The 19377-nt window shown below is 74.4% G+C and carries 5 protein-coding genes; all 5 read right to left on the bottom strand.

From position 1 onward, the window contains the following. Positions 1–240: 240 nt before the first annotated feature. From CLV40_RS02945 to CLV40_RS02925, 5 genes are read right to left on the bottom strand one after another with little or no spacing between them, the layout of a single operon-like run. Positions 241–16608 carry a type I polyketide synthase gene (locus CLV40_RS02945; protein ID WP_104476571.1) on the bottom strand — a complete coding sequence of 5456 codons (16368 nt, stop codon included), beginning with the start codon at positions 16606–16608 and terminating at the stop codon, positions 241–243. 25 nt (positions 16609–16633) lie between these two features. After that, positions 16634–17344: a thioesterase II family protein gene (locus CLV40_RS02940; RefSeq protein WP_104476569.1), complete on the bottom strand. Its 711-nt coding sequence runs from the start codon at positions 17342–17344 to the stop codon at positions 16634–16636. Next, positions 17344–18414, bottom strand: a complete 1071-nt coding sequence (locus tag CLV40_RS02935; protein WP_104476567.1) for an alpha/beta fold hydrolase — start codon at positions 18412–18414, stop codon at positions 17344–17346. Before CLV40_RS02935 ends, CLV40_RS02940 begins: the two co-directional genes overlap by 1 nt. Next, positions 18411–19151, bottom strand: a complete 741-nt coding sequence (locus CLV40_RS02930) for a 2-oxo acid dehydrogenase subunit E2 (RefSeq protein WP_104476565.1) — start codon at positions 19149–19151, stop codon at positions 18411–18413. The genes CLV40_RS02935 and CLV40_RS02930 overlap by 4 nt, the downstream gene beginning before the upstream one ends. After that, positions 19148–19369: a phosphopantetheine-binding protein gene (locus CLV40_RS02925; RefSeq protein WP_104476812.1), complete on the bottom strand. Its 222-nt coding sequence runs from the start codon at positions 19367–19369 to the stop codon at positions 19148–19150. The genes CLV40_RS02930 and CLV40_RS02925 overlap by 4 nt, the downstream gene beginning before the upstream one ends. Between the last annotated feature and the right edge of the window lie 8 nt (positions 19370–19377).

Here is a 19377-nt window from a genome sequence, read left to right as displayed (position 1 = left end):
ACCAAAGCTGTGACATGGCCTCGGCTCCGCCGAGGCGGCGAGAGCTGTGACAATGGCCGAGGCTCCGCCTCGGCGGCCAGATCGCCTTTGATCCGATCTCTTCCCTCCCGATTTCGCGAGGCCCCAGGGGGCCCCGCGAAATCGCTCAGTCCGGAGACCGGCGCGATCTCGCGGGCGAGCGGCGAGGAGATGCCCCAATCACAGTGGTCGGAGAACCCCGCCACCGTCCGTTGCACTCGCTCATTCGCTGAGTTCTTTGTCCAGTAGCCCGAACAGCTCGTCGTCGGTGGCCGAGTCCACGCCGAAGGCGTCCGGGGTGTCACCCAGGTCCGCCAAGGCCGCCTTGAGGGCCGCGATGATGTCGGCGCGGGTGTTGTCGTCGCGGTGGGCGGTGCTTACCAGTGCGTCCAGGGCGGACAGGTCGGGTTTGGTGTCGGTGACCAGGTCAAGGAGGTGGGTGGTGAGGGCAGCGGCTGTGGGGTGGTCGAACAGGAGAGTCGCCGGGAGTTGGCCACCGATGTCGAGGCCGAGTTTGGTGCGCAGCTCGATGGCGGTCAGCGAGTCGAGCCCCAGGTCGAACAGGCCGGTGTCGTCGGGGACCACGGCCAGGCCCAGCACCTCCGTGATCCGGTCGGCCACCGTGGTGCGGACGATCCGTCGCGCGGCTTCGACATCCACAGTGGACACTCGTTCGACCAGGGTCACCGTGGTGGTCTTCTGGCGCGGCACCAGGTCGGCGAAGATCTCCGGACCGCCGGGGCGGGCGGAGATCAGCGCGGGGACGGTGGTCGCCCGACCGGAGGACAGGGCCGCGTCGAAGTGGACCAACCCTTCGGCGATGGTGGCGGCCCGGAGGCCGAGTCCGGCGATCCGGGCTCGGTGGGCCGCGTCCAGTTCGGCGCCCATGCCGGTGTCCCAGAGGCCGAACGCCAGGGAGGTGCCGGGGAGACCCGAGGCTTGACGGTGGGCGGCGAGGGCGTCGAGGAAGGTGTTGGCCGCGGCGTAGTTGGCCTGGCCCGCGTTCCCGATGACGCCCGCGATGGACGAGAACAGCGCGAAGACGCGCAGCGGGCGGTCGGCGGTGAGGTGGTGCAGGGTCCAGGCGGCGTCCACCTTGGCGCGGAAGACACGGTCCACGTCGTCGTCCGTCAGGTTCTCGAGGACGCCGTCGGCGAGCACACCTGCCGCGTGGATGACGGCGGTGAGGTCGGGGACGGTGTCAAGCAGCGCACGGGTGGCGTCCGTGTCGGCCAGGTCGGCCGCGCGGACCTCCGCGCCCAACTCCTCGCCGAGTGCCCGGAGCGCCGGGTCGGCCTGCCCCCGCCGTGACACGAGCAGCAGCTTCCGCACGCCGTGGGTGTCGGCCAGGTGCCGGGCCACGGCGGCGCCGAGCGCACCGCCCGCGCCGCTGAGCAGCACGGTCCCGTCGCCGAAGTCGACCGGGGTGTCCGACCGGGTCGGGGTGTGCAGGCGCGGAACCGAGACCCCACCGCGACGCAGGGCCACCTCACCCGGCCGCCCGGCGGCGATCGCCGACAACGCGGCGATGCTGGACGGGTCGTCGTCGGTGTCGATGACGCTGACGCGGCCGGGTCGCTCGGCGCGGGCCGTGCGGACCAGGCCCCACAGCACAGCGGCGTTCGGGTCGGCCACGGTGTCGCCGTCGACGGCGGCCACCGCGCCCCGGGTGACCACGACGACGTGCTCCGGCGCGGTCAGGATCAGGTCCCGGACCTCGCGGAAGGCCGCACGGGGGTCGGAGGTGTCCGGCTCGACGACTCGGACCTCGGCGTTGCCCGACGGCAGCGGGGTCGGTACCCACACCACCTCGTAGGGCGCGGGTACGCGCACTCCGCCGAGTCCGCTCGTGGGGCGGAGCCGGACCTCGTCGGCGGTCAGTACCGGGCGCCCGGCTCGGTCGATGACGCTCACGGCGAACGAGTCCGCGCCGGTCGACGTGATCCGCGCCCGTAGCGGCCCCTCCGGCACGGTGTGCGTACGGACTCCGCGCCAGGCATAGGGAATCTCGACCGGGGCTCCCGGTTCACGGTCGGCGATCCACGCGTGCAACACGGCGTCCAGCGCGCCGACCGCCGAGGCCGGGGCGACGTCGGCGTACCGGTGGTCGCCGTCGCGCCATAGCGCGATCAGGTTCCGGAACGCCGGGCCGTAGTCGTACCCGAGTGCCGCGAGTGCCTGGTACGACACGGGAACAGGCTCGGCGGCAGGACGGTGGCCATCCCAGACGTCCTCGGGTCCCGAGTCGGCCACGGTGGCTTCGGCGTTGAGCGACCAGGGTTCGTCGCCGACCCTGCTGTGCACGCGTAGCGAGTCGCCATCCACAGTGACCCGAAGGTCGACGGTCTCGGTGACGATGAGCGGCGCGTGCAGGACGAGTTCCTCCACAACGGGTTTGCCGTGCCGCGCACCGAGCCACCCCACCAACTCGACCAGCGCGACAGCGGGCACCAGCGTGGTCCCCAACACCGCGTGGTCGGCAAGCCACGGCTGAGCGGCGAGCGAGACAAGTCCTGTGTAGACGGTCTGATCGGTGTCGGGGATCGTCACGGCACCGGTGAGCAACGGGTGACCGGGGGCATCCGGCCGGGCCAGTGCGGGCGCGTCGAGCCAGTACCGCTCGCGGGCGAAGGCGTAGGTGGGCAAGGGAATGGGTGCGGCTTCCGGGTACAGAGCCCGCCAGTCCCAGCCGATCCCGGCGACGAAACCCCGCGCGACCAGCGTCCACACCGCCGTCAGGTCGTCGGCGCGGCGGGTCAGCGCGGGCAGGGCGACCGCGTCCGGCAGCGTCTCCCCCACCTGCGTGGTCAGCACCGCGTCCGGCCCCACCTCGACGAACACCCCGGCGCCGAGCGCGGCCACGGTGTCGGCGAAGCGCACGGTTCCCCGCACCTGGTCGACCCAGTGGTCCGCCGAGCCGAGCCGCCGCGCGTCGGCGGGGGCGGCCGTGACGGTGGACAGCAGCGGGTACGCGGGTTCGCGCGCGTCGAGGGTGCCGATGGCGTCGCGGAAGCCGGGCAGCATCGGGTCCATCAGCGCCGAGTGGAACGCGTGGCTGACGGTGAGCCGCTTGGTGCGCGCGAACCCGGCCGCGACGGCGGTGACGACGTCCTCCGGCCCGGACAGCACCACCGAGTTCGGCCCGTTCACGGCGGCGATGTCGACCCCGTCGGGGATCTCGTCGACCGCGGCGCGGACGGACACCATGGCCCCGCCGGTCGGCAGCGCCTGCATGAGCGTGCCCCGAGCGGCGACGACCGCCACCGCATCGGCCAGCGACAGGGCGCCGACGGCGTGCGCGGCGGCCAGTTCGCCGATCGAGTGCCCGGCGGCGCCCGCCGCGACGAGCCCCCACGACTCCAGCAGCCGGGCCAAGGCGACCTCGACGGTGAACAGCGCGGCCTGCGTGTTGCGGGTCTGGTCGAGTTCGGTGCCCGCGATGGCGGCTCGGACGTCGATGCCGTGCCTGCCGAACTCGTCGGCGACCGCGTCGAACGCGTCGGCGTAGACGGGGAACCGGCTGCGCAGCGCGGTTCCCATGCCGGTCCGCTGGCTGCCCTGCCCGGTGAACAGCAGCGCGACCGCGCCCTTGGCGGGCGACCCGGTGACCACGCCGTCGCCGGTGGTCCCGGCCGCGAGGTGATCGAGACCGCGTAGGAGGTCCTCGCGGGAGGCGCCCACAACGGCCCCGCGCACCGGGAAACGCGTGCGCGTGGTGACGAGCGAGAACGCCAGGTCGGTCAGGTCGGGGTCGGTGGTCCGCACGTGCTCGGCCAGGCGCGCGGCCTGGGAGCGCAGGCCCTCGGGTGTCTTCGCGCTCAGCGCCCAGACGCGGGTGGTGCCGTCGTCCGGCCGGTCCGGCGTGGCGGGGTCGGGTCCTTCTTCGAGGATCACGTGCGCGTTGGTGCCGCCGATGCCGAAGGACGACACGGCCGCGCGGCGCGGTCCGTCGGTGTCCCACGGGGTGGTCTCGGCGGGCACGACGACCGTTCCCGCCGACCAGTCCACGTGCGGGCTCGGTTCGCGCAGGTGCAGGGTCGCGGGCAGTTCGCGGTGCCGCATGGCCTGCACGAGCTTGATCACCCCGGCGACGCCCGCCGCGGCCTGGGTGTGGCCGAGGTTGGACTTCACCGAGCCCATCCGCAGCGGCGCGCGCCCGGCGCGGTCGGCGCCGTAGGTGGCCAGCACCGCCCCGGCCTCGATCGGGTCGCCGAGCCGGGTGCCGGTGCCGTGGGCCTCCAGCACGTCGATGTCGGCGGGCCGCAGCCCGGCCACGCCCAGGGCGCGCCGGATGACGCGCTCCTGCGACGGGCCGTTCGGCGCGGTCAAGCCGTTGGAGGCGCCGTCGGAGTTGACCGCGGAGCCCCGGACCACGGCGAGCACGCGGTGGCCGTGGCGGCGCGCGTCGGAGAGCCGTTCCAGGACGAGGATCCCGGCGCCCTCGGCCCACGCGGTGCCGTCGGCGTCGGCGGAGAACGGCTTGCACCGGCCGTCCGGCGCCAGGCCGCGCTGGCGGGAGAACTCGATGAAGGTGGCCGGGCTCGCCATCACCGTGGCGCCACCGGCGAGCGCGAGGTCGCACTCCCCCGCGCGCAGCGCCTGCGCGGCTTGGTGCAGGGCGACGAGCGACGACGAGCAGGCGGTGTCGACGGTGACCGCCGGGCCCTCCAGTCCGAGGGTGTAGGCGACGCGGCCGGAGGCGACGCTGCCCGCGCTGCCGCTGACCAGCCAACCCTCCAGGTCGCCGCTGGCGCCGGGGCGCTGGTGCAGGCGGGCGCCGTAGTCGGAGTACATGACGCCGACGAACACGCCGCTCTGGCTGCCGCGCAGGGTCGTGGGGTCGATGCCCGCGTCCTCGACGGCCTCCCAGGCGGTGTGCAGCAGCAGGCGTTGCTGCGGGTCGACGGCGAGGGCCTCGCGGGGGCTGATGCCGAAGAAGGTGGGGTCGAAGTCGGCGGCGTCGTGCAGGAAACCGCCGTGGCGGACGGTGGAGGTGCCGGGGTGGTCCGGGTCCGGGTCGAACAGGGCGGGGTCCCAGCCGCGGTCGGTGGGGAACTCGGTGATCGCGTCGGTGCCGTCGCGGAGGAGGGTCCACAGGTCGTCGGGGGTGCGGACGCCGCCGGGGAAGCGGCAGGCCATGCCGACGATGACGACCGGATCACTGGAGTCTTGATCTCGGGCGGCCGTCGGCCCCCCAAGTTCCGGTTTAGTCGCGGGAGACGACAGTTTCGGGGCGTTCGGGTGGGGGCTGTGGATAACTGCGGACAGCTGGGTGCGGAGGTGGTCGGTGAGGGCGGCGGCGGTGGGGTGGTCGAAGACGATGGTGGTGGGCAGTCGGGTGCCGAGGCGGTCGGTGAGGCGGTTGCGGAGGTCGACGGCCATCAGGGAGTCGAAGCCGAGTTCGGTGAAGGGGCGGTCGCGGTCGATGTCGGCGGCGGAGTCGTGGCCGAGGACCGCGGCGATGGCGGTGCGGACGACGTCGTCGAGGTCTCCGGAGGCGGTCGCGGTCACCGGGAAGGCGCGGTGTCGGGCGACGGCGCCGAGGTCGAGTCGGGCCGCGGTGACACTGCCCTGGACGCCGAGTACCCGGTCGAAAAGGGCGAGGCCGTCGGTCTCGGTGAGCGGTCGGATGCCCGCTGCGGCAAGGCGTTCGCGGTCGCGGGCGGCGAGGCCGCCCGCCAGTCCGTCGGCGAGGTCCCAAAGTCCCCAGTGGACGACGGTGGCCGGTAGGCCCGCTTCGACGCGGGCGCGCGCGACGGCGTCGAGTGCGGAGTTCGCTGCCGCGTAGGCCGCCTGGCCCGCCGTGCCGAGGACGCCGGCGACGGAGCCGAAGAGCACGAACGCGGCGGGTGGGTGTTCGCGGGTCAGTTCGTCCAGGGTCTGGGCGGCGCGGACCTTCACGTCGAAGGTGCGGCGCAACGCCTCCGGGTCGACGCGCTCGATGATGGCGTCTTCGGCGATGGCGGCGGCGTGGATGACGGCGGTGAGCGGGCCGAGTTCGGTCAGGAGCACGGCGACCGCGTCGGCGTCGGTGATGTCGAGTGCGATGGATCGGGCGCCTTCGACCGCACGGCCGCCGCGGCTGACGACGACGACTTCACCGACGCCGTGCCGTTCCCGCAGGTGTCGCACGAGCCGGGTGCCGAGGGCGCCGGTGCCGCCGGTGATCAGGACGGTCCCGCCCGTGAGGTCGGGGGTGTCCGGGGTGTTCCCGGCGGGGACCAGGCGCGGGCGGTGGACGCGGCCCGCGCGGATCGACGCTTCCGGGAACTCGGCGGTGTCCGGGGCGGTACCGTCGGTGTCGAGCAGCGCGAAACGGCCGGGGCGTTCGGCCTGTGCCGCGCGGATGAAGCCCCACGCGGCGGCCACTTCGGGGGTGTGGATGCCGTTGGCGCGGAAGACGATGCGGGGGCCGTCGGTGAGCACGGCTCGGCGGACCTGGTCGACGTCGGTGACGTCCACGACCACGTGCGGCACGGAGTCGCTTGTCGCGGTCGGGGTCCAGCGCACGGTGTAGAGGTCGGCGTCGGTGGCGTGTCCTCGCAGGCGCAACCGGTCGACGCGGAACACGGGTTCGCCGTCGGCGGTGACGAGGACGCGGTAGGTGTCGGTGTCGATCTCGGTCAGGAACGCGGTCGCCCGGCGCGCGGTGCCGGGTTTGTACCAGACGCCGTCGAAGGCGAACGGGACGCGGTTCGGTCGTTCGATGACCAACGCGTGCAGGGCGGCGTCGAGGAGCGCGATGGCGCTGTGCGCGGATTCGGGCACCTCCACCTCGGCCTGGACGGTGTCGCCGACGCGGGCGATGGCCCGGAGGCCCCGGAAGGTCGGCCCGTACTCGTACCCGTTGCCGGCCAGCTCGCGGTAGGGGTCGGTGGGGTCGGCGGGCGTTGTCCGGGGTGCGGTCGGGGTGTCGGTCGCGGTGCCGCGGGCGGCGGTGGCGTGGGTGTCCCAGTCCGGTCCGGCGGCGATCGTGACGTCGCCGCCCGGGGTGACCGTGACGCGGAGCCGGGTGTCCTGCTCGACCTCGACCGGCCGGTGCACGACGAAGTCGTCCACGTTCGGGCCCACCAGCGCGGTGATGACGTCGAGGAGCGCGACCGCGGGGACCACGGTCCGGCCGTCGATCCGGTGGTCGGCGAAGGTGTTCGCGGCGAGGAGGCCGGTGGCGACGAGTCCGCCGTCCGGCAGGTCGACCACGGCGCCCAGCAGCGGGTGCGGCGCGGGGGTGAGGCCCAGTCCGGTCGCGTCGCCGCGGCCGGGGGTGGCGTCGATCCAGTAGCGGCGGGTCTGGAAGGGGTAGGTGGGCAGGTCGACGACGTGGCCGCGCGGGTAGAGCGGGGTGAGGTCGACGGGCACCCCGGCGGTGAACAGGGCGCCCAGGGCGGTGTCGCGGGTCTCGAACTCGTCCTTTCCGGGCCGCAGCAGGGGCACGGCGACGACGTCGACGGTCTGCCGGGCCGCCGCGGCCAGGCCGCCGTCGGGTCCGACCTCCAGGAAGGTGGTCACGCCGTCGGCGTGCGCGGCCTCGACCGCCTCGGCGAACCGGACCCGACCGCGCAGCTGCCGGACCCAGTACTCGGGGTCGGTGACCTCGTCGGTGATCCGGCCCAGGGCCGTGGACGCGATCGGGACGCGGGGCTCGTGGAAGGTGGCGGTGGCGAGGACAGCGCGGAACTCGTCGAGGACGTCGTCCATGTGCGCGGAGTGGAAGGCGTGACCGACGCGCAGGCGGGTGGCGCGGTGGCCCCCGGCCTTCCAGTCGGCGACCACGGCGTCGACCGCGTCGGCGTCGCCGGACACCACGACCGCGCGCGGCCCGTTGACCGCCGCGATCTCGACGTGCTCGAAAGCCTCGGCCTCCTCGACCGTGGCCTCCACCGCCGCCATCGCGCCCGGTCGGGCCGACTGCATCAACCGGCCGCGCGCCACTACGATTTTCGCGGCGTCGGGCAGGCTGAGCACCCCGGCCACGTGCGCGGCGGCGAACTCGCCGATCGAGTGTCCGATGAGGACGTCCGGGGTGATCCCGAACTTTTCGATCTCCCGGTATCCGGCGATTTCAACGGCGAACAAGGCGGGTTGGGCGTAGCGGGTCTCCTTGAGGAGTTCCGCGTCCAGGACCAGGTCGCGGAGTGGGACGTCCAGGAGCGGGTCGAGGTGTTCGGCGATCTCGTCGAGCCCGTCGCCGAGCAGCCGGGCGCCCATGCCCGCGCGTTGGCTGCCCTGGCCGGAGAACAGGACGCCGAGCCTGCCGTCCCCGGCCTTGCCGGGGAGTTCGCGTCCTTCGGCGAGTGCCCGCAGCCCTTCCGCGCCGCGGACCGCCGCGCGCACGCCGAACCTGGCGCGGCGGGCGAGGGTGTAGCCCGCGTTCGGCGCGTCGACCAGCCGGGCCGCCTGCGCGCGCAACGCCTGTTCGGTGCGGGCGGAGAGCACCAGCAGGTCGGTGGTGTCCGGGGTCGGTTCGGGGTCTTGGTCCGGGGACTGTTCGAGGACGACGTGGGTGTTGGTGCCGGAGATGCCGAAGGCGGAGACCGCGCCGCGTCGACGGTCGGTCGCGGGCCACGGGGTGGTGGCGGTGGCGAGGGTGACGCCGGCGTCCCGCCAGTCGACGTGCGGGGTGGGGTTCTCGGCGTGCAGGGTGCGCGGGAGGACGCCGTGGCGCAGGGACTGGACCATCTTGATGACGCCGCCGATGCCCGCGGCGGCCTGGGTGTGGCCGATGTTCGACTTGAGCGAGCCGAGCAGCGCGGGGGTGGCGCGGGTGCCGCCGTAGACGGTGATCAGGGCGCGGGCCTCGATGGGGTCGCCGAGGCGGGTACCGGTGCCGTGCGCCTCGATGGCCTGGACGTCGCCGGGGGCCAGCGCGGCGGCGGCGAGGGCCTTGCGGATGACGGCTTCCTGCGCGGCGCCGTTGGGGGCGGTGAGGCCGTTGGACGCGCCGTCCTGGTTGACGGCAGAGCCGCGGACGACGGCGAGGACGGGGTGACCGGCGGCGCGGGCGGTGGAGAGCCGTTCGACGACCACGACGCCCGCGCCTTCCGACCAGCCGGTGCCGTCGGCGTCGGCGGCGAAGGCGCGGCAGCGGCCGTCGGCGGACAGGCCGCGTTGGCGCGCGAACTCGACGAACACGCCGGGTGAGGCCATGACCGCGACACCGCCCGCGATGGCCCGGGTCGACTCTCCGGAGCGGACCGAGCGGACGGCGAGGTCGAGCGCGACCAGCGAGGACGAGCAGGCGGTGTCGACGGTCAGCGCGGGGCCGGAAAGGCCCAGGACGTAGGCGATGCGGCCGGACGCGACGCTGGACTGGTTGCCCGCGAGCAACAGCCCTTCCAGCTCGGCGGGGACCTCGCGGAGGCGGGAGGCGTAGTCCTCGTACATGGCGCCGATGAAGACGCCGGTGTCGGAACCCTTGAGGGACAGGGGATCGATTCCCGCGCGTTCGAGGGCTTCCCAGGTGATCTGGAGCAGGAGGCGCTGTTGCGGGTCGGTGGCGAGGGCTTCGCGGGGGGACATGCCGAAGAACTCGGCGTCGAAGTCGGCGGCGTCGTGGAGGAAGCCGCCGCGGCGGGTGTAGGTGGTGCCGGGGCGGTCGGGGTCTTCGGCGTAGAGGGTGTCGAGGTCCCAGCCCCGGTCGGTGGGGAAGTCGCCGGTGGCGTCGCGGCCGTCGAGGACGAGGCGCCAGAGGTCTTCGGGTGAGGTGACGCCGCCGGGGAAGCGGCAGCCCATGCCGACGATGACGACCGGATCACTGAAGTCTTGATCTTGGGCGGCCGTCGGCCCCCCGAGTTCCAGCGTAGTGGTGGGGGACGACAGTTTCGGGGCGTTCGGATGGGGGCTGTGGACAACTGTGGTCAGCTGGGGAAGGAGGTGGTCGGCGAGGGCGGTGACGCTGGGGTGTTCGAAGACGAGGGTGGCGGGGAGGCGCAGGCCGGTCTGGGCGGTGAGGCGGTTGCGGAGTTCGACGGCGGTGAGCGAGTCGAAGCCGAGGTCCTTGAAGGCGCGGTCGGTGTCGACGCGGGTGGCGTCGGGGTGGCCCAGGACGGCGGCGGTCTGTTCGCGTAGGAGGGCGACGAGGGTTCGGGTGGGGTCGGCGGCACCGCGTAGGCGTTGGGTCCAGGCGCTGCCGGACGCTTTGATCGGGGTGCCGACGAGGGTGGCGAACAGGGGCGACAGGGTGCCCGCGACGGCTTCCTTGCGGAGCACAGCGATGTCGAGGGTGGACGCGATGAGGTGCGGGTGGGTCGCGCTGTCGAGGACGTCGAGGCCGAAGTCCGGCGCGATGAGGCCGATGCCGCGTCGGGCGAGGCGGGTGTGGTCGTCGGCGGTGAGGTGGTCGGTCATGACACCGCTGGTGGACCACAGGCCCCAGCCGATGGAGGTGGCGGCCTGGCCCTGGGCGCGGCGGTGGGTGGCGAGGGCGTCGAGGAAGGAGTTGGCGGCGGCGTAGTTGGCCTGGCCGGGCGCGCCGACGGCGGCGACGGCCGAGGAGAACAGGACGAACCGCTCGACGTCGGGGGCGAGTTCGTGGAGGTGCCAGGCCGCGTCGACCTTGGGGCGCAGGACGGTCGCGAGTTGTTCGGGGGTCAGGGCGAGGACGGTGGCGTCGTCGAGGACGCCTGCGGCGTGCACGATCGCGCGCAGCGGCTTGTCGTCGGGGAGGGTGTCGAGCAGAGCGGCGAGCGCGGCGCGGTCGGCGACGTCGACGGCCGCGACGGTGACCTCCGCGCCGTGCTCGCGCAGTTCGTCGGCGAGGTCGGGGGCGCGGCCGGATCGGCTGGCGAGCAGGAGGTGGCGGCCGGGGGCGGCGAGGTGGCGGGCGACCAGCGCGCCGAGGGCGCCCGTGCCGCCGGTGATCAGTACCGTGCCGGACGGCCACTCCCCCGCGTCGCCGAGTTCGGCGGTGACGAGCCGGGGCACGAGGACGCCGTCCGGCGTGACGCGCGCCTCGGGTTCGCGGATACCGGCGATGACCTCCACGGGAGTCGGTTCGTCCACGACGACGAGCGCGACGCGGCCGGGGTGTTCGGCGGCGGCCGAGCGGACCAGGCCGTCGGCGGCCGCCGCCGCGAGGTCGTCGGACCGGCGCACCACGATGACGCGGCCGTCTGGCTCGGCGAGGACGCGCTGTAGCTCGGCGACCGTGAAGGTGGTCAGTGCCAGGGCTTCCGATGGCGTGTGCCCGGTTCCGGAGGCGATCGGCAGCACGAACGTGTCGGTGGCCTGGCCGGTACCGGTCACGAAGGTGGTGTCGCCTGCGCCTGGGAGGACGGTGGCGTCGGCGGTGCCGAAGGTCGCGGGTCGCCAGTCGACGCGGTGGACCGGCGGGCGGGTCGGGGTGAGGGGGCGGAACGACAGGGAGTCGATGCCGCCGGTGATCACGCCGTCGCCGTCGGCCAGCACCAGGCGGACGCGGGACTCGCCCAGGGGTTCGATGCGGACGCGCAGGCCCTCGGCGCGCGCGGGCAGGCGGACGCCCTCGGCGGCGAACGGGAGCAGCGGGCGGCCCGCCGCGCCGGGGGTGATCGGGGTCAGGCCCGCGACCACGGGGTGCAGCGCGGCGTCGAGCACGGAGGGGTGCAGGCCGTAGCCGTCGGGGCTGGTCGCGGCGGCGACCTCGGCGACCACGGTGTCCCCTTCACGCCAAGCCGCGGTCAGGCCTTGGAAGCGGGGGCCGTAGTCGTAGCCGAGTTCGTAGAGTCGCGTGTAGACGGACGATACGTCGATCGGGTCGCCGACGGGGTCCACGTGCCCGGCGGGGAGGTCGACCGGTCCGGCGACGGCGTGCGCGTGCCGGGTCCAGTCGCCGTCGCCCGTCCGCGAGTGCAGCGACACCGAGCGCTTGCCCACTTCGTCCGGAGTCGACACTCGGACCTGTACGCGGGTCACCGCCGCCAGCGGCAGCGGCGCTTCGAGGGTGAGCGAGCCGAGCCCTTCCGGGACGGCGTGCGCGATGAGGTCGACGAGGGCGGTGCCGGGGACCAGGACGGTCCCGAGGACGCTGTGGTCGGCGACCCAGGTGTGGATCGCGGGGTCGAGTACGCCGCTCGCCACCGCGCCGCCGTCGGCGAGCGGGACGAGCGCGCCCAGCACGGGGTGCCCGTCGCGGTCGGTCGAGCGGGCGGTCGGGGCGAGCCAGAAGCGGCGCGGCTCGAACGCGTAGGTCGGCACGTCGACCCACCGGCCGGGCCGGGGCCAGCGCACGGGCGCGCCGACGAGGTCGGCGGCGGCGAGGGCGCGGCGGAACTCGGCGGTGTCGCCCCGGTCGCGGCGCAGGCTGCCGAGCACGCCGCCCGCGCCGTCCAGCACGGCCTCGATCCCGCCGACGAGCACGGGGTGGGCGCTGACCTCGATGAACCGGTCGTGGCCGTCGGCGAGGGCGGCGGTCACCGCGTCGGCGAAGCGGACCTGGCTCCGCAGGTTGGTGTACCAGTAGCCCGCGTCGAGTTCGGTGCCGGTGAGCCTCGTGGCGGTGACCGCCGAGTAGAACGCCGGGCCGGTGGCGCGCGGGGTGATGCCGGTGAGCGCAGCGGCCAGGTGCGGCTCCAGCGGTTCGACGGCGCGGGTGTGGGAGGCGTAGTCGACGGGGACGCGCCGGGCCCGCACGCCGCGCTCGTCGCACCACGCGGCCAGCTCGTCCAGAGCGGTGGCCGCACCCGCGACGACGGTCGAGCGCGGCGCGTTCCTGGCCGCGATCTCGAGGGCTCCGCCCCAGGTGGGGAGTACTTCGGCGAGGTCGTCCGCGCTCAGCGCGACGGACGTCATGCCCGCGTCGCCGGTGATGCGGATGATCGCCTGTGATCGCAGCGTGACCACCTTGGCGGCGTCGGTGAGCGACAGCGCGCCCGCGACGTACGCGGCGGCGATCTCGCCCTGCGAGTGGCCGATCACCGCGTCGGGTTCGACGCCGTGGGCGCGCCAGAGGGCGGCGAGGGACACCATCACGGCGAACAGCGCGGGCTGCACGACGTCGACCCGCGCCAGCTCGGCGCCGTCACCGGCGAGGACGTCGAGGAGGGACCAGTCGGTGTGCGGGGCGAACGCGGCGGCGCAGGCCTCGATCTCCGCGCGGAACACCGGGGACTCGTCGAGCAGCGCCCGCGCCATCCCCACCCACTGCGAGCCCTGGCCGGGGAAGACGAACACGGTCTTGCCGGGTCGGCGGGCGCCCCGGACCACGTCGTCGTGCGGCTCGCCGTCGACGAACGAGCGGAGCGCGTCCGCGATCGACTCGCCGTGCACGGCGATGCCGAGCTGGTGCCGGGCGCGGGTGGCCAGGACCGCGCCGATCTCCCCGGCAGGCGCGTCCCGCAGGTTGTCTAGGAGCGCTTTCGCCTGCCGGACCAGGCTTTCCTGGTCGGGTGCGGTCAGCAGCACCGGGACGTCGACGCCTGCCTCGTCGACGGTCGGGGCCTGTTCGATGATGACGTGCGCGTTGGTGCCGGAGATGCCGAACGACGAGACACCGGCGCGACGCGGCCGGTCCACCCGGGGCCACGGCGTCTGCCGCGACGCGACCCGCACACCCGCGTCGGCCCAGGTGACGTGCGGGGTGGGCGCGTCGGCGTGCAGGGTGCGGGGCACGGTGCCGTGCCGCAGCGCCTGCACGACCTTGATCACGCCGCCGACCCCGGCGGCGGCCTGGCTGTGGCCGATGTTCGACTTGAGCGACCCCAGCAGCAGCGGCCGGTCGCGCTCACCGCCGTAGACCGCGATCAGCGCCTGGGCCTCGATCGGGTCGCCGAGCCGGGTGCCGGTGCCGTGCGCCTCCACCAGGTCCACATCGGACGGTCCGAGACCGGCGTCGCCGAGCGCCCGGGCGATCACCCGTTCCTGCGCGGAGCCGGAGGGCGCGGTCAGGCCGTTGGACGCGCCGTCGGAGTTCACGCCGGTCCCGGCGACGACCGCGAGGACCGGGCGACCGGCCGCGCGGGCAGTGGAGAGGCGTTCGACGACGACCACACCGACGCCTTCGGCCCAGCCGGTGCCGTCCGCGCCGTCGCCGAACGCGCGGCAGCGGCCGTCCGGGGACAGGCCGCGCTGGCGGGCGAACTCGACGAACATGCCGGGTGACGCGAGCACGGTCGCGCCACCCGCGACCGCGAGCGAGCACTCCCCCGACCGGACGGACCGGACGGCGAGGTCGAGGGCGACCAGGGAGGAGGAGCAGGCGGTGTCGACGGTCAGCGCGGGGCCGGAAAGGCCCAGGACATAGGCGATGCGGCCGGAAGCCACGCTGGGGGTGCCGCCGGTGAGCAGGTATCCGTCGAGGCTGCCGTCGCCCTCGTGCAGGCGGGGGGTGTAGTCGGAGGTGGTGGCTCCGATGTAGACGCCGGTCTCGGTTCCCTTGAGGGACAACGGGTCGATGCCCGCGCGCTCGAGGGCTTCCCAGGTGACCTGGAGCAGGAGGCGCTGTTGCGGGTCGGTGGCCAGGGCCTCGCGCGGGGAGAGTCCGAAGAACTCGGCGTCGAAGTCGGCCACGTCGTGCAGGAAGCCGCCGCGGCGGGTGTAGGTGGTGCCGGGGCGGTCGTCGGCGAAGAGGGTGTCGAGGTCCCAGCCGCGGTCGGTGGGGAACTCGCTGGTGGCATCGCGGCCTTCGAGCACGAGCCGCCACAGGTCCTCGGGTGAGGTGACGCCGCCGGGGTAGCGGCAGCCCATGCCGACGATGACCACGGGGTCGGTCTCGTCCCGGTGGCGCCGAGTGGTGGTGATCTTGGGGCGTGGGCCGCGGAGCCGGTCGGTGAGGGCGGCGGCGGTGGGGTGTCCGTAGATGTCGGCGGTGGTGACCTCGACGCCGAGCGCGGCGGTGAGCCGGTCGCGCAGCTCGGTGACGCCGAGGGAGTCGAGGCCGAGGTCGGACCAGGTCGCGGTGCGGTCGACGGCGTCGGGGTGGCCGAGGACGGCGGCGAGTTCGGCGGCCACGATCCCGTCGAGGTCGGCGGGTCGGGCGGCTGCGTCAGTCGGGGCGGTGTCGAGCCAGTACCGCTGCCGCTGGAACGGGTAGGTGGGGAGCGGGACGCGGGCGCCGCGCGGGCCGAACACCGCGGTCCAGTCGACGTCGTCGCCCGCGACGAACCGCTCCGCCTCCGGTGTGGGATCGCCGATCACGCCGGTCTCCCCCGCCGCGACGGCCGCGAGCCCAGCGCGGACGTCCCCGGTCACCGCGGCCCGCACGGCGAACGCGGTCCGGGTCGTGGCCAGGGCGCGCGCGACGGCGGCGTGGTCGGTCTCGACCGCGGCCACGGCGGTCGCCAGGGCACGCAAGGCGGCCGGGGTGCGGGCGCTGAGCAGCAGCGGGCCCGCAGTGGTCGCGGCCGGGTGGGTCTGCGCGGGGGCCTCGGCGAGGACGAGGTGGCAGTTGGTGCCGCCCATGCCGAACGAGCTGACACCGGCGACCAGCCGCTCGTCCGGGCGCGGCCAGTCGCCGCCTTCGGTGCGGACGTCAACGCCGGTGACGGCGGCCTCGACGTGGTTGAGGGTGGCCGGGATGTGCCGGTGGCGCAGGCTGAGCACGGTCTTGACCAGGCCGGTCACGCCCGCGGCGCCTTCGAGGTGGCCGACGTTGGTCTTCACCGAGCCGACGGCGACGTCCGCCGGTCCGGCCAGGGCCAGGCCCCGGGCCTCGACCGGGTCGCCGACCGGGGTGCCGGTGCCGTGCAGCTCGACGTACTGGACCTCGTCGGCGGTGACCCCGGCGGCGGCGCGGGCCGCGCGGATGACGTCGGCCTGCGCGTCGGCGTCCGGCACGGTGAGGCCGGTGGCCTGGCCCGCGCCGTCGTTGTTGACCGCGCCGCCGAGGATCACCGCGTACACGTCGTCGCCGTCGGCCAGCGCGTTGGCCAGGGGCTTGAGGACGACGAGCGCGGCGCCTTCGCCGCGGACGTAGCCGTTGGCCCGGGTGTCGAAGGTGTGGCAGCGGCCGTCCGGGGACAGGCCGCCGAACTCGGCGACGACCGCGGTGCCCGCCGGGTCGACGATCAGGTTGACGCCACCGGCGATGGCGACCTCGGACTCGCCGCGCCGCAGGCTCTCCACGGCCAGGTGCACCGCGACCAGAGACGACGACTGGGCGGTGTCGACCACGATGCTGGGGCCGCGCAGGCCGAGCGCGTAGGAGACGCGGTTGGCGATGACGCCCCGGGTCGTGCCCGCCAGGGTGTGGCGGGTGATGTGGCCCCGCTTGGCGAGCGCGGCGTACTCGTCGGCGATGGAACCGACGAACACGCCGGTCGGGCCGTCGCGCAGGTCCCGCGGCCGGATTCCCGCGTCCTCCAAGGCTTCCCAGGCGAGTTCGAGGACGAGCCGCTGCTGCGGGTCGGTCGCGGCGGCCTCGCGCGGGGACAGGCCGAAGAACTCGGGGTCGAACCGGTCGATGTGCTCCAGGTAGCCGCCGAACCGCGCGCCCGGGCTGAGTTCCACCTGCCGGGCCAGCGCGTCCGGGTCGACGCGGTGCGCGGGGACGGCGCCGACGCCGGAGCCGCCGTCGGCGAGCAGCCGCCAGAACGCGGTCGGGTCCGGCGCGCCGGGGAGCCTGCACGCCACCCCGACCACCGCGATCGGCTCGGGCCCTGTCGACTGGGAGAACACCTGGGGCTCACCTTTCCCGTCGCGCTCAGACGAGCGCGGCCAGCTCGGCCCCGACGACGCGCGCGACCTCGCGCAGCCCGGGGATCAGGTAGAAGTGGTCGCCGCGGAACACCCGCGACGTGAAGTCGGTCGTGTGGTCGGCCCAGACGAGCGCGTCCGCCTCGGCCACGCGGGGGTCGGCGTCGCCGACCAGCGCGACGATCGGCGCGTCGATCCGGGACCGGTTGCCGGGGTAGCCGAGCAGCGCGCGGTAGTCCGACCGCAGCGGCGGCAGGACCATGGCCCGCAGGTCGGGCTCGGCCAGCACGCGCGCCGAGGTCGCGCCCAGCGCCAGCACCTCGGCGACCAGCGCCTGCTCGCTGTCGAGGAGCCCGGGGTCGACGTCGACCCGGGACGGCGCGCGGGCGGCGGAGGCGAACAGGACCTCCGGCCGGACCAGGAGCGCGGCCTCGAAGGCCACGATCGCGCCCATGCTGTGTCCGAAGTAGGCGGTGGTGGGCGCGGGTGGGAGCGCGGCGAGTTCGTTGACGACCAGGCGCGCGGCGGTCCTCAAGTCTACAGTGGACTCTTGGCGGCGGTCCTGGCGGCCGGGGTACTGCACGGCGAGCACCTCGACGTGCGGCGCCAGTTCCTTGGCCAGGGGGACGAACGCGCCCGCGGCGCCGCCCGCGTGCGGGAAGCAGACGACGCGCGGCGCGCCCGGCGGGGTGGTCGCGAACCGGCGGAGCCAGCGCATCAGTCCGCGGGCTTCCGGGCGGCGTCGACCGCGGCCGACAGGGCGGCCAGGACGGCGGGGTGGGCGTCGGGCCACTGGCGCAGCACGGCGAGCAGGCTCCAGACCCGGGTCTCGGCCAGGTGGGAGGGCGCGCCGTGCACGTCGTCGTGCTCGTTGATCGTGATGTCCGCGACGGCCGCGCGCAGCAACGCCGTGTCAGAGGCCGGGATGATCTCGTCCCGTCGGGCGGTGACGGCGGCGACAGGGATGCTCAGGGCGCGGAGGTCGTCCTCGGAGAGCGCCCAGTCGCGGACGTGGTCCCAGACCAGGTCGGGCGTGACGCCTGCGAGGTGGGCGAGGGTGTCGCGGGTGATGGCGGGGACTTTGCCCTGCCAGGTGGTGTCGGTGAAGAAGTCGCGCAGGGGCGGGCCGTTGCCGACGACGCCGCGTACGCGCGGGTCGTCGAGCGCGGCGCGGAGGGCCAGGTGGCCGCTGAAGCTGAGGGCCAGCAGGTAGGTCTGGTCGACCTTGGCCTCGGCTTTGAGCGCGTCGAGGATGGCGGGGAAGAGCCGCCAGCTCTCCTTGTGGGCGGTGAGGGGGCTTTCGCCGACGCCGGGGTACTCGGTGACGACACCGGCGAGGCCGAAGGCGGCGATCTGCGGGAGGACGGCGGCCCACTGCTCCTTGGGGCTGACGATGCCGCCGCTGAGCACGAGGAGCGGCTTGAGTTCCGATGTGGACAGTCCGGCGGTCCAGACGGTGATCGTCTCGCCTTCGACCTCGACGGTGCGGGGCTCGATGGCGGGTTCCGTCGCGCGCCAACGGTCGAAGGACTCGATGGCCTTGGCCAGGGCACGGGCGCGGCCGGGTCCCTCGACGAACGGGAAGCGCCCCAGGACGTAGTACTGGGTGGCGGCCTGTGGGTCCGTCTCGGCGTCGCCCGCCGCGATCCACTCGTGCGCCCAGGAACCGGGGCCGTCGCCGTCGGCGGTGGTGATGGCGTCGAGCAGGCGGGTGTAGTGGTCGGCGGGCAGGTTCTGCGAAATCGCGTGCGCGACGACGAACTGCTTCAACTCGGCCAGGTCGCTCACGCGAGTCCCTCCAGGGCGGTCTTGGTCTCGGTCAGGACGTCGGCGGCCTCGGCGCCGTCGATCACCCGGTGGTCGAAGGTGAGGGACAGCCGCAACACCGGCGCGACGACGATCTCCCCGGCGCGCACCACGGCCCGGTCGACGATCCGCCCGACGCCGAAGGTCACGGTGGTGCCGCCGACGGAGTGGAACCCGTCGACGTCGCGGTGGCCCAGGGAGGTGACGGCGAACGTGCCGGTGAGCTGGGCGCGGCGGGTCAGGTCGGCGGCGGACTCGCGGAAGGCGTTCCGGGCGGCTTCGGCGGGCAGTTCGCGCAGGGCGCGGATCCCGGCGAAGCGCGGGTCGGTGTCGGGGTCGGCGGCGATGGCGTCGTCGAGGCCCGCCTGGATGTCGGCGAGATCGGCGTCGGCCGGGAGGACGGTGGCGAGGACGACCCGCGCACCGTCGAACCGCTTGTCCAGCGTCACCTTCGCGCTGACGGAGTCGAAGGTGATGATCTCGGTGCCGTGGATCGCCGAGTTGGCACCGGGGTGCTTGGCCAACACCTCCCCGGCGGCCTTGACGATGAGCGTCACCACGGAGAGCCTGCGCCCGTCGGCCTCGGCCCCGGCCCGCGCGGCGACGATCGCGGTGGCGTCGACCTCGGTGTCGAGGTGGACGGGGCTGAAGTCGCGGATCTGGTCGAGGAAGAGCAGGGTGTGCCTGCGCTGCGCGGGGATGGGGCGGGGCGCGGTCATGCCGTCACCAGGCCGTGGATGGCGCCGAGGGTGCGGGCCTCCAGCAGGTCCGGCAGCGACACCCGGGCCGCGCTGTGCTTCTCCAGCGAGATGGCCAGGGCCAGCAGGTGCACCGAGTCCCAGTCGCGGACCTCGTCGAGGTCGCGGTCCAGGTCGTCGGCGCGCACGTCCAGGCCGATCTCGTCCCGGATGATGCGGACGAACTCCGCGGTGGTCACGTGTGTCT

The organism is Actinokineospora auranticolor (assembly GCF_002934265.1).
GTDB classification, from domain to species: Bacteria; Actinomycetota; Actinomycetes; order Mycobacteriales; family Pseudonocardiaceae; genus Actinokineospora; species Actinokineospora auranticolor.
This window is presented reverse-complemented; position numbering and strand designations above follow the sequence as displayed.

Coding starts and splice junctions, on each gene's coding strand:
- CLV40_RS02940 (WP_104476569.1), bottom strand. CDS start 17,344: ATGCGCTGGCTCCGCCGGTTCGCGACCACCCCGCCGGGCGCGCCGCGC.
- CLV40_RS02930 (WP_104476565.1), bottom strand. CDS start 19,151: ATGACCGCGCCCCGCCCCATCCCCGCGCAGCGCAGGCACACCCTGCTC.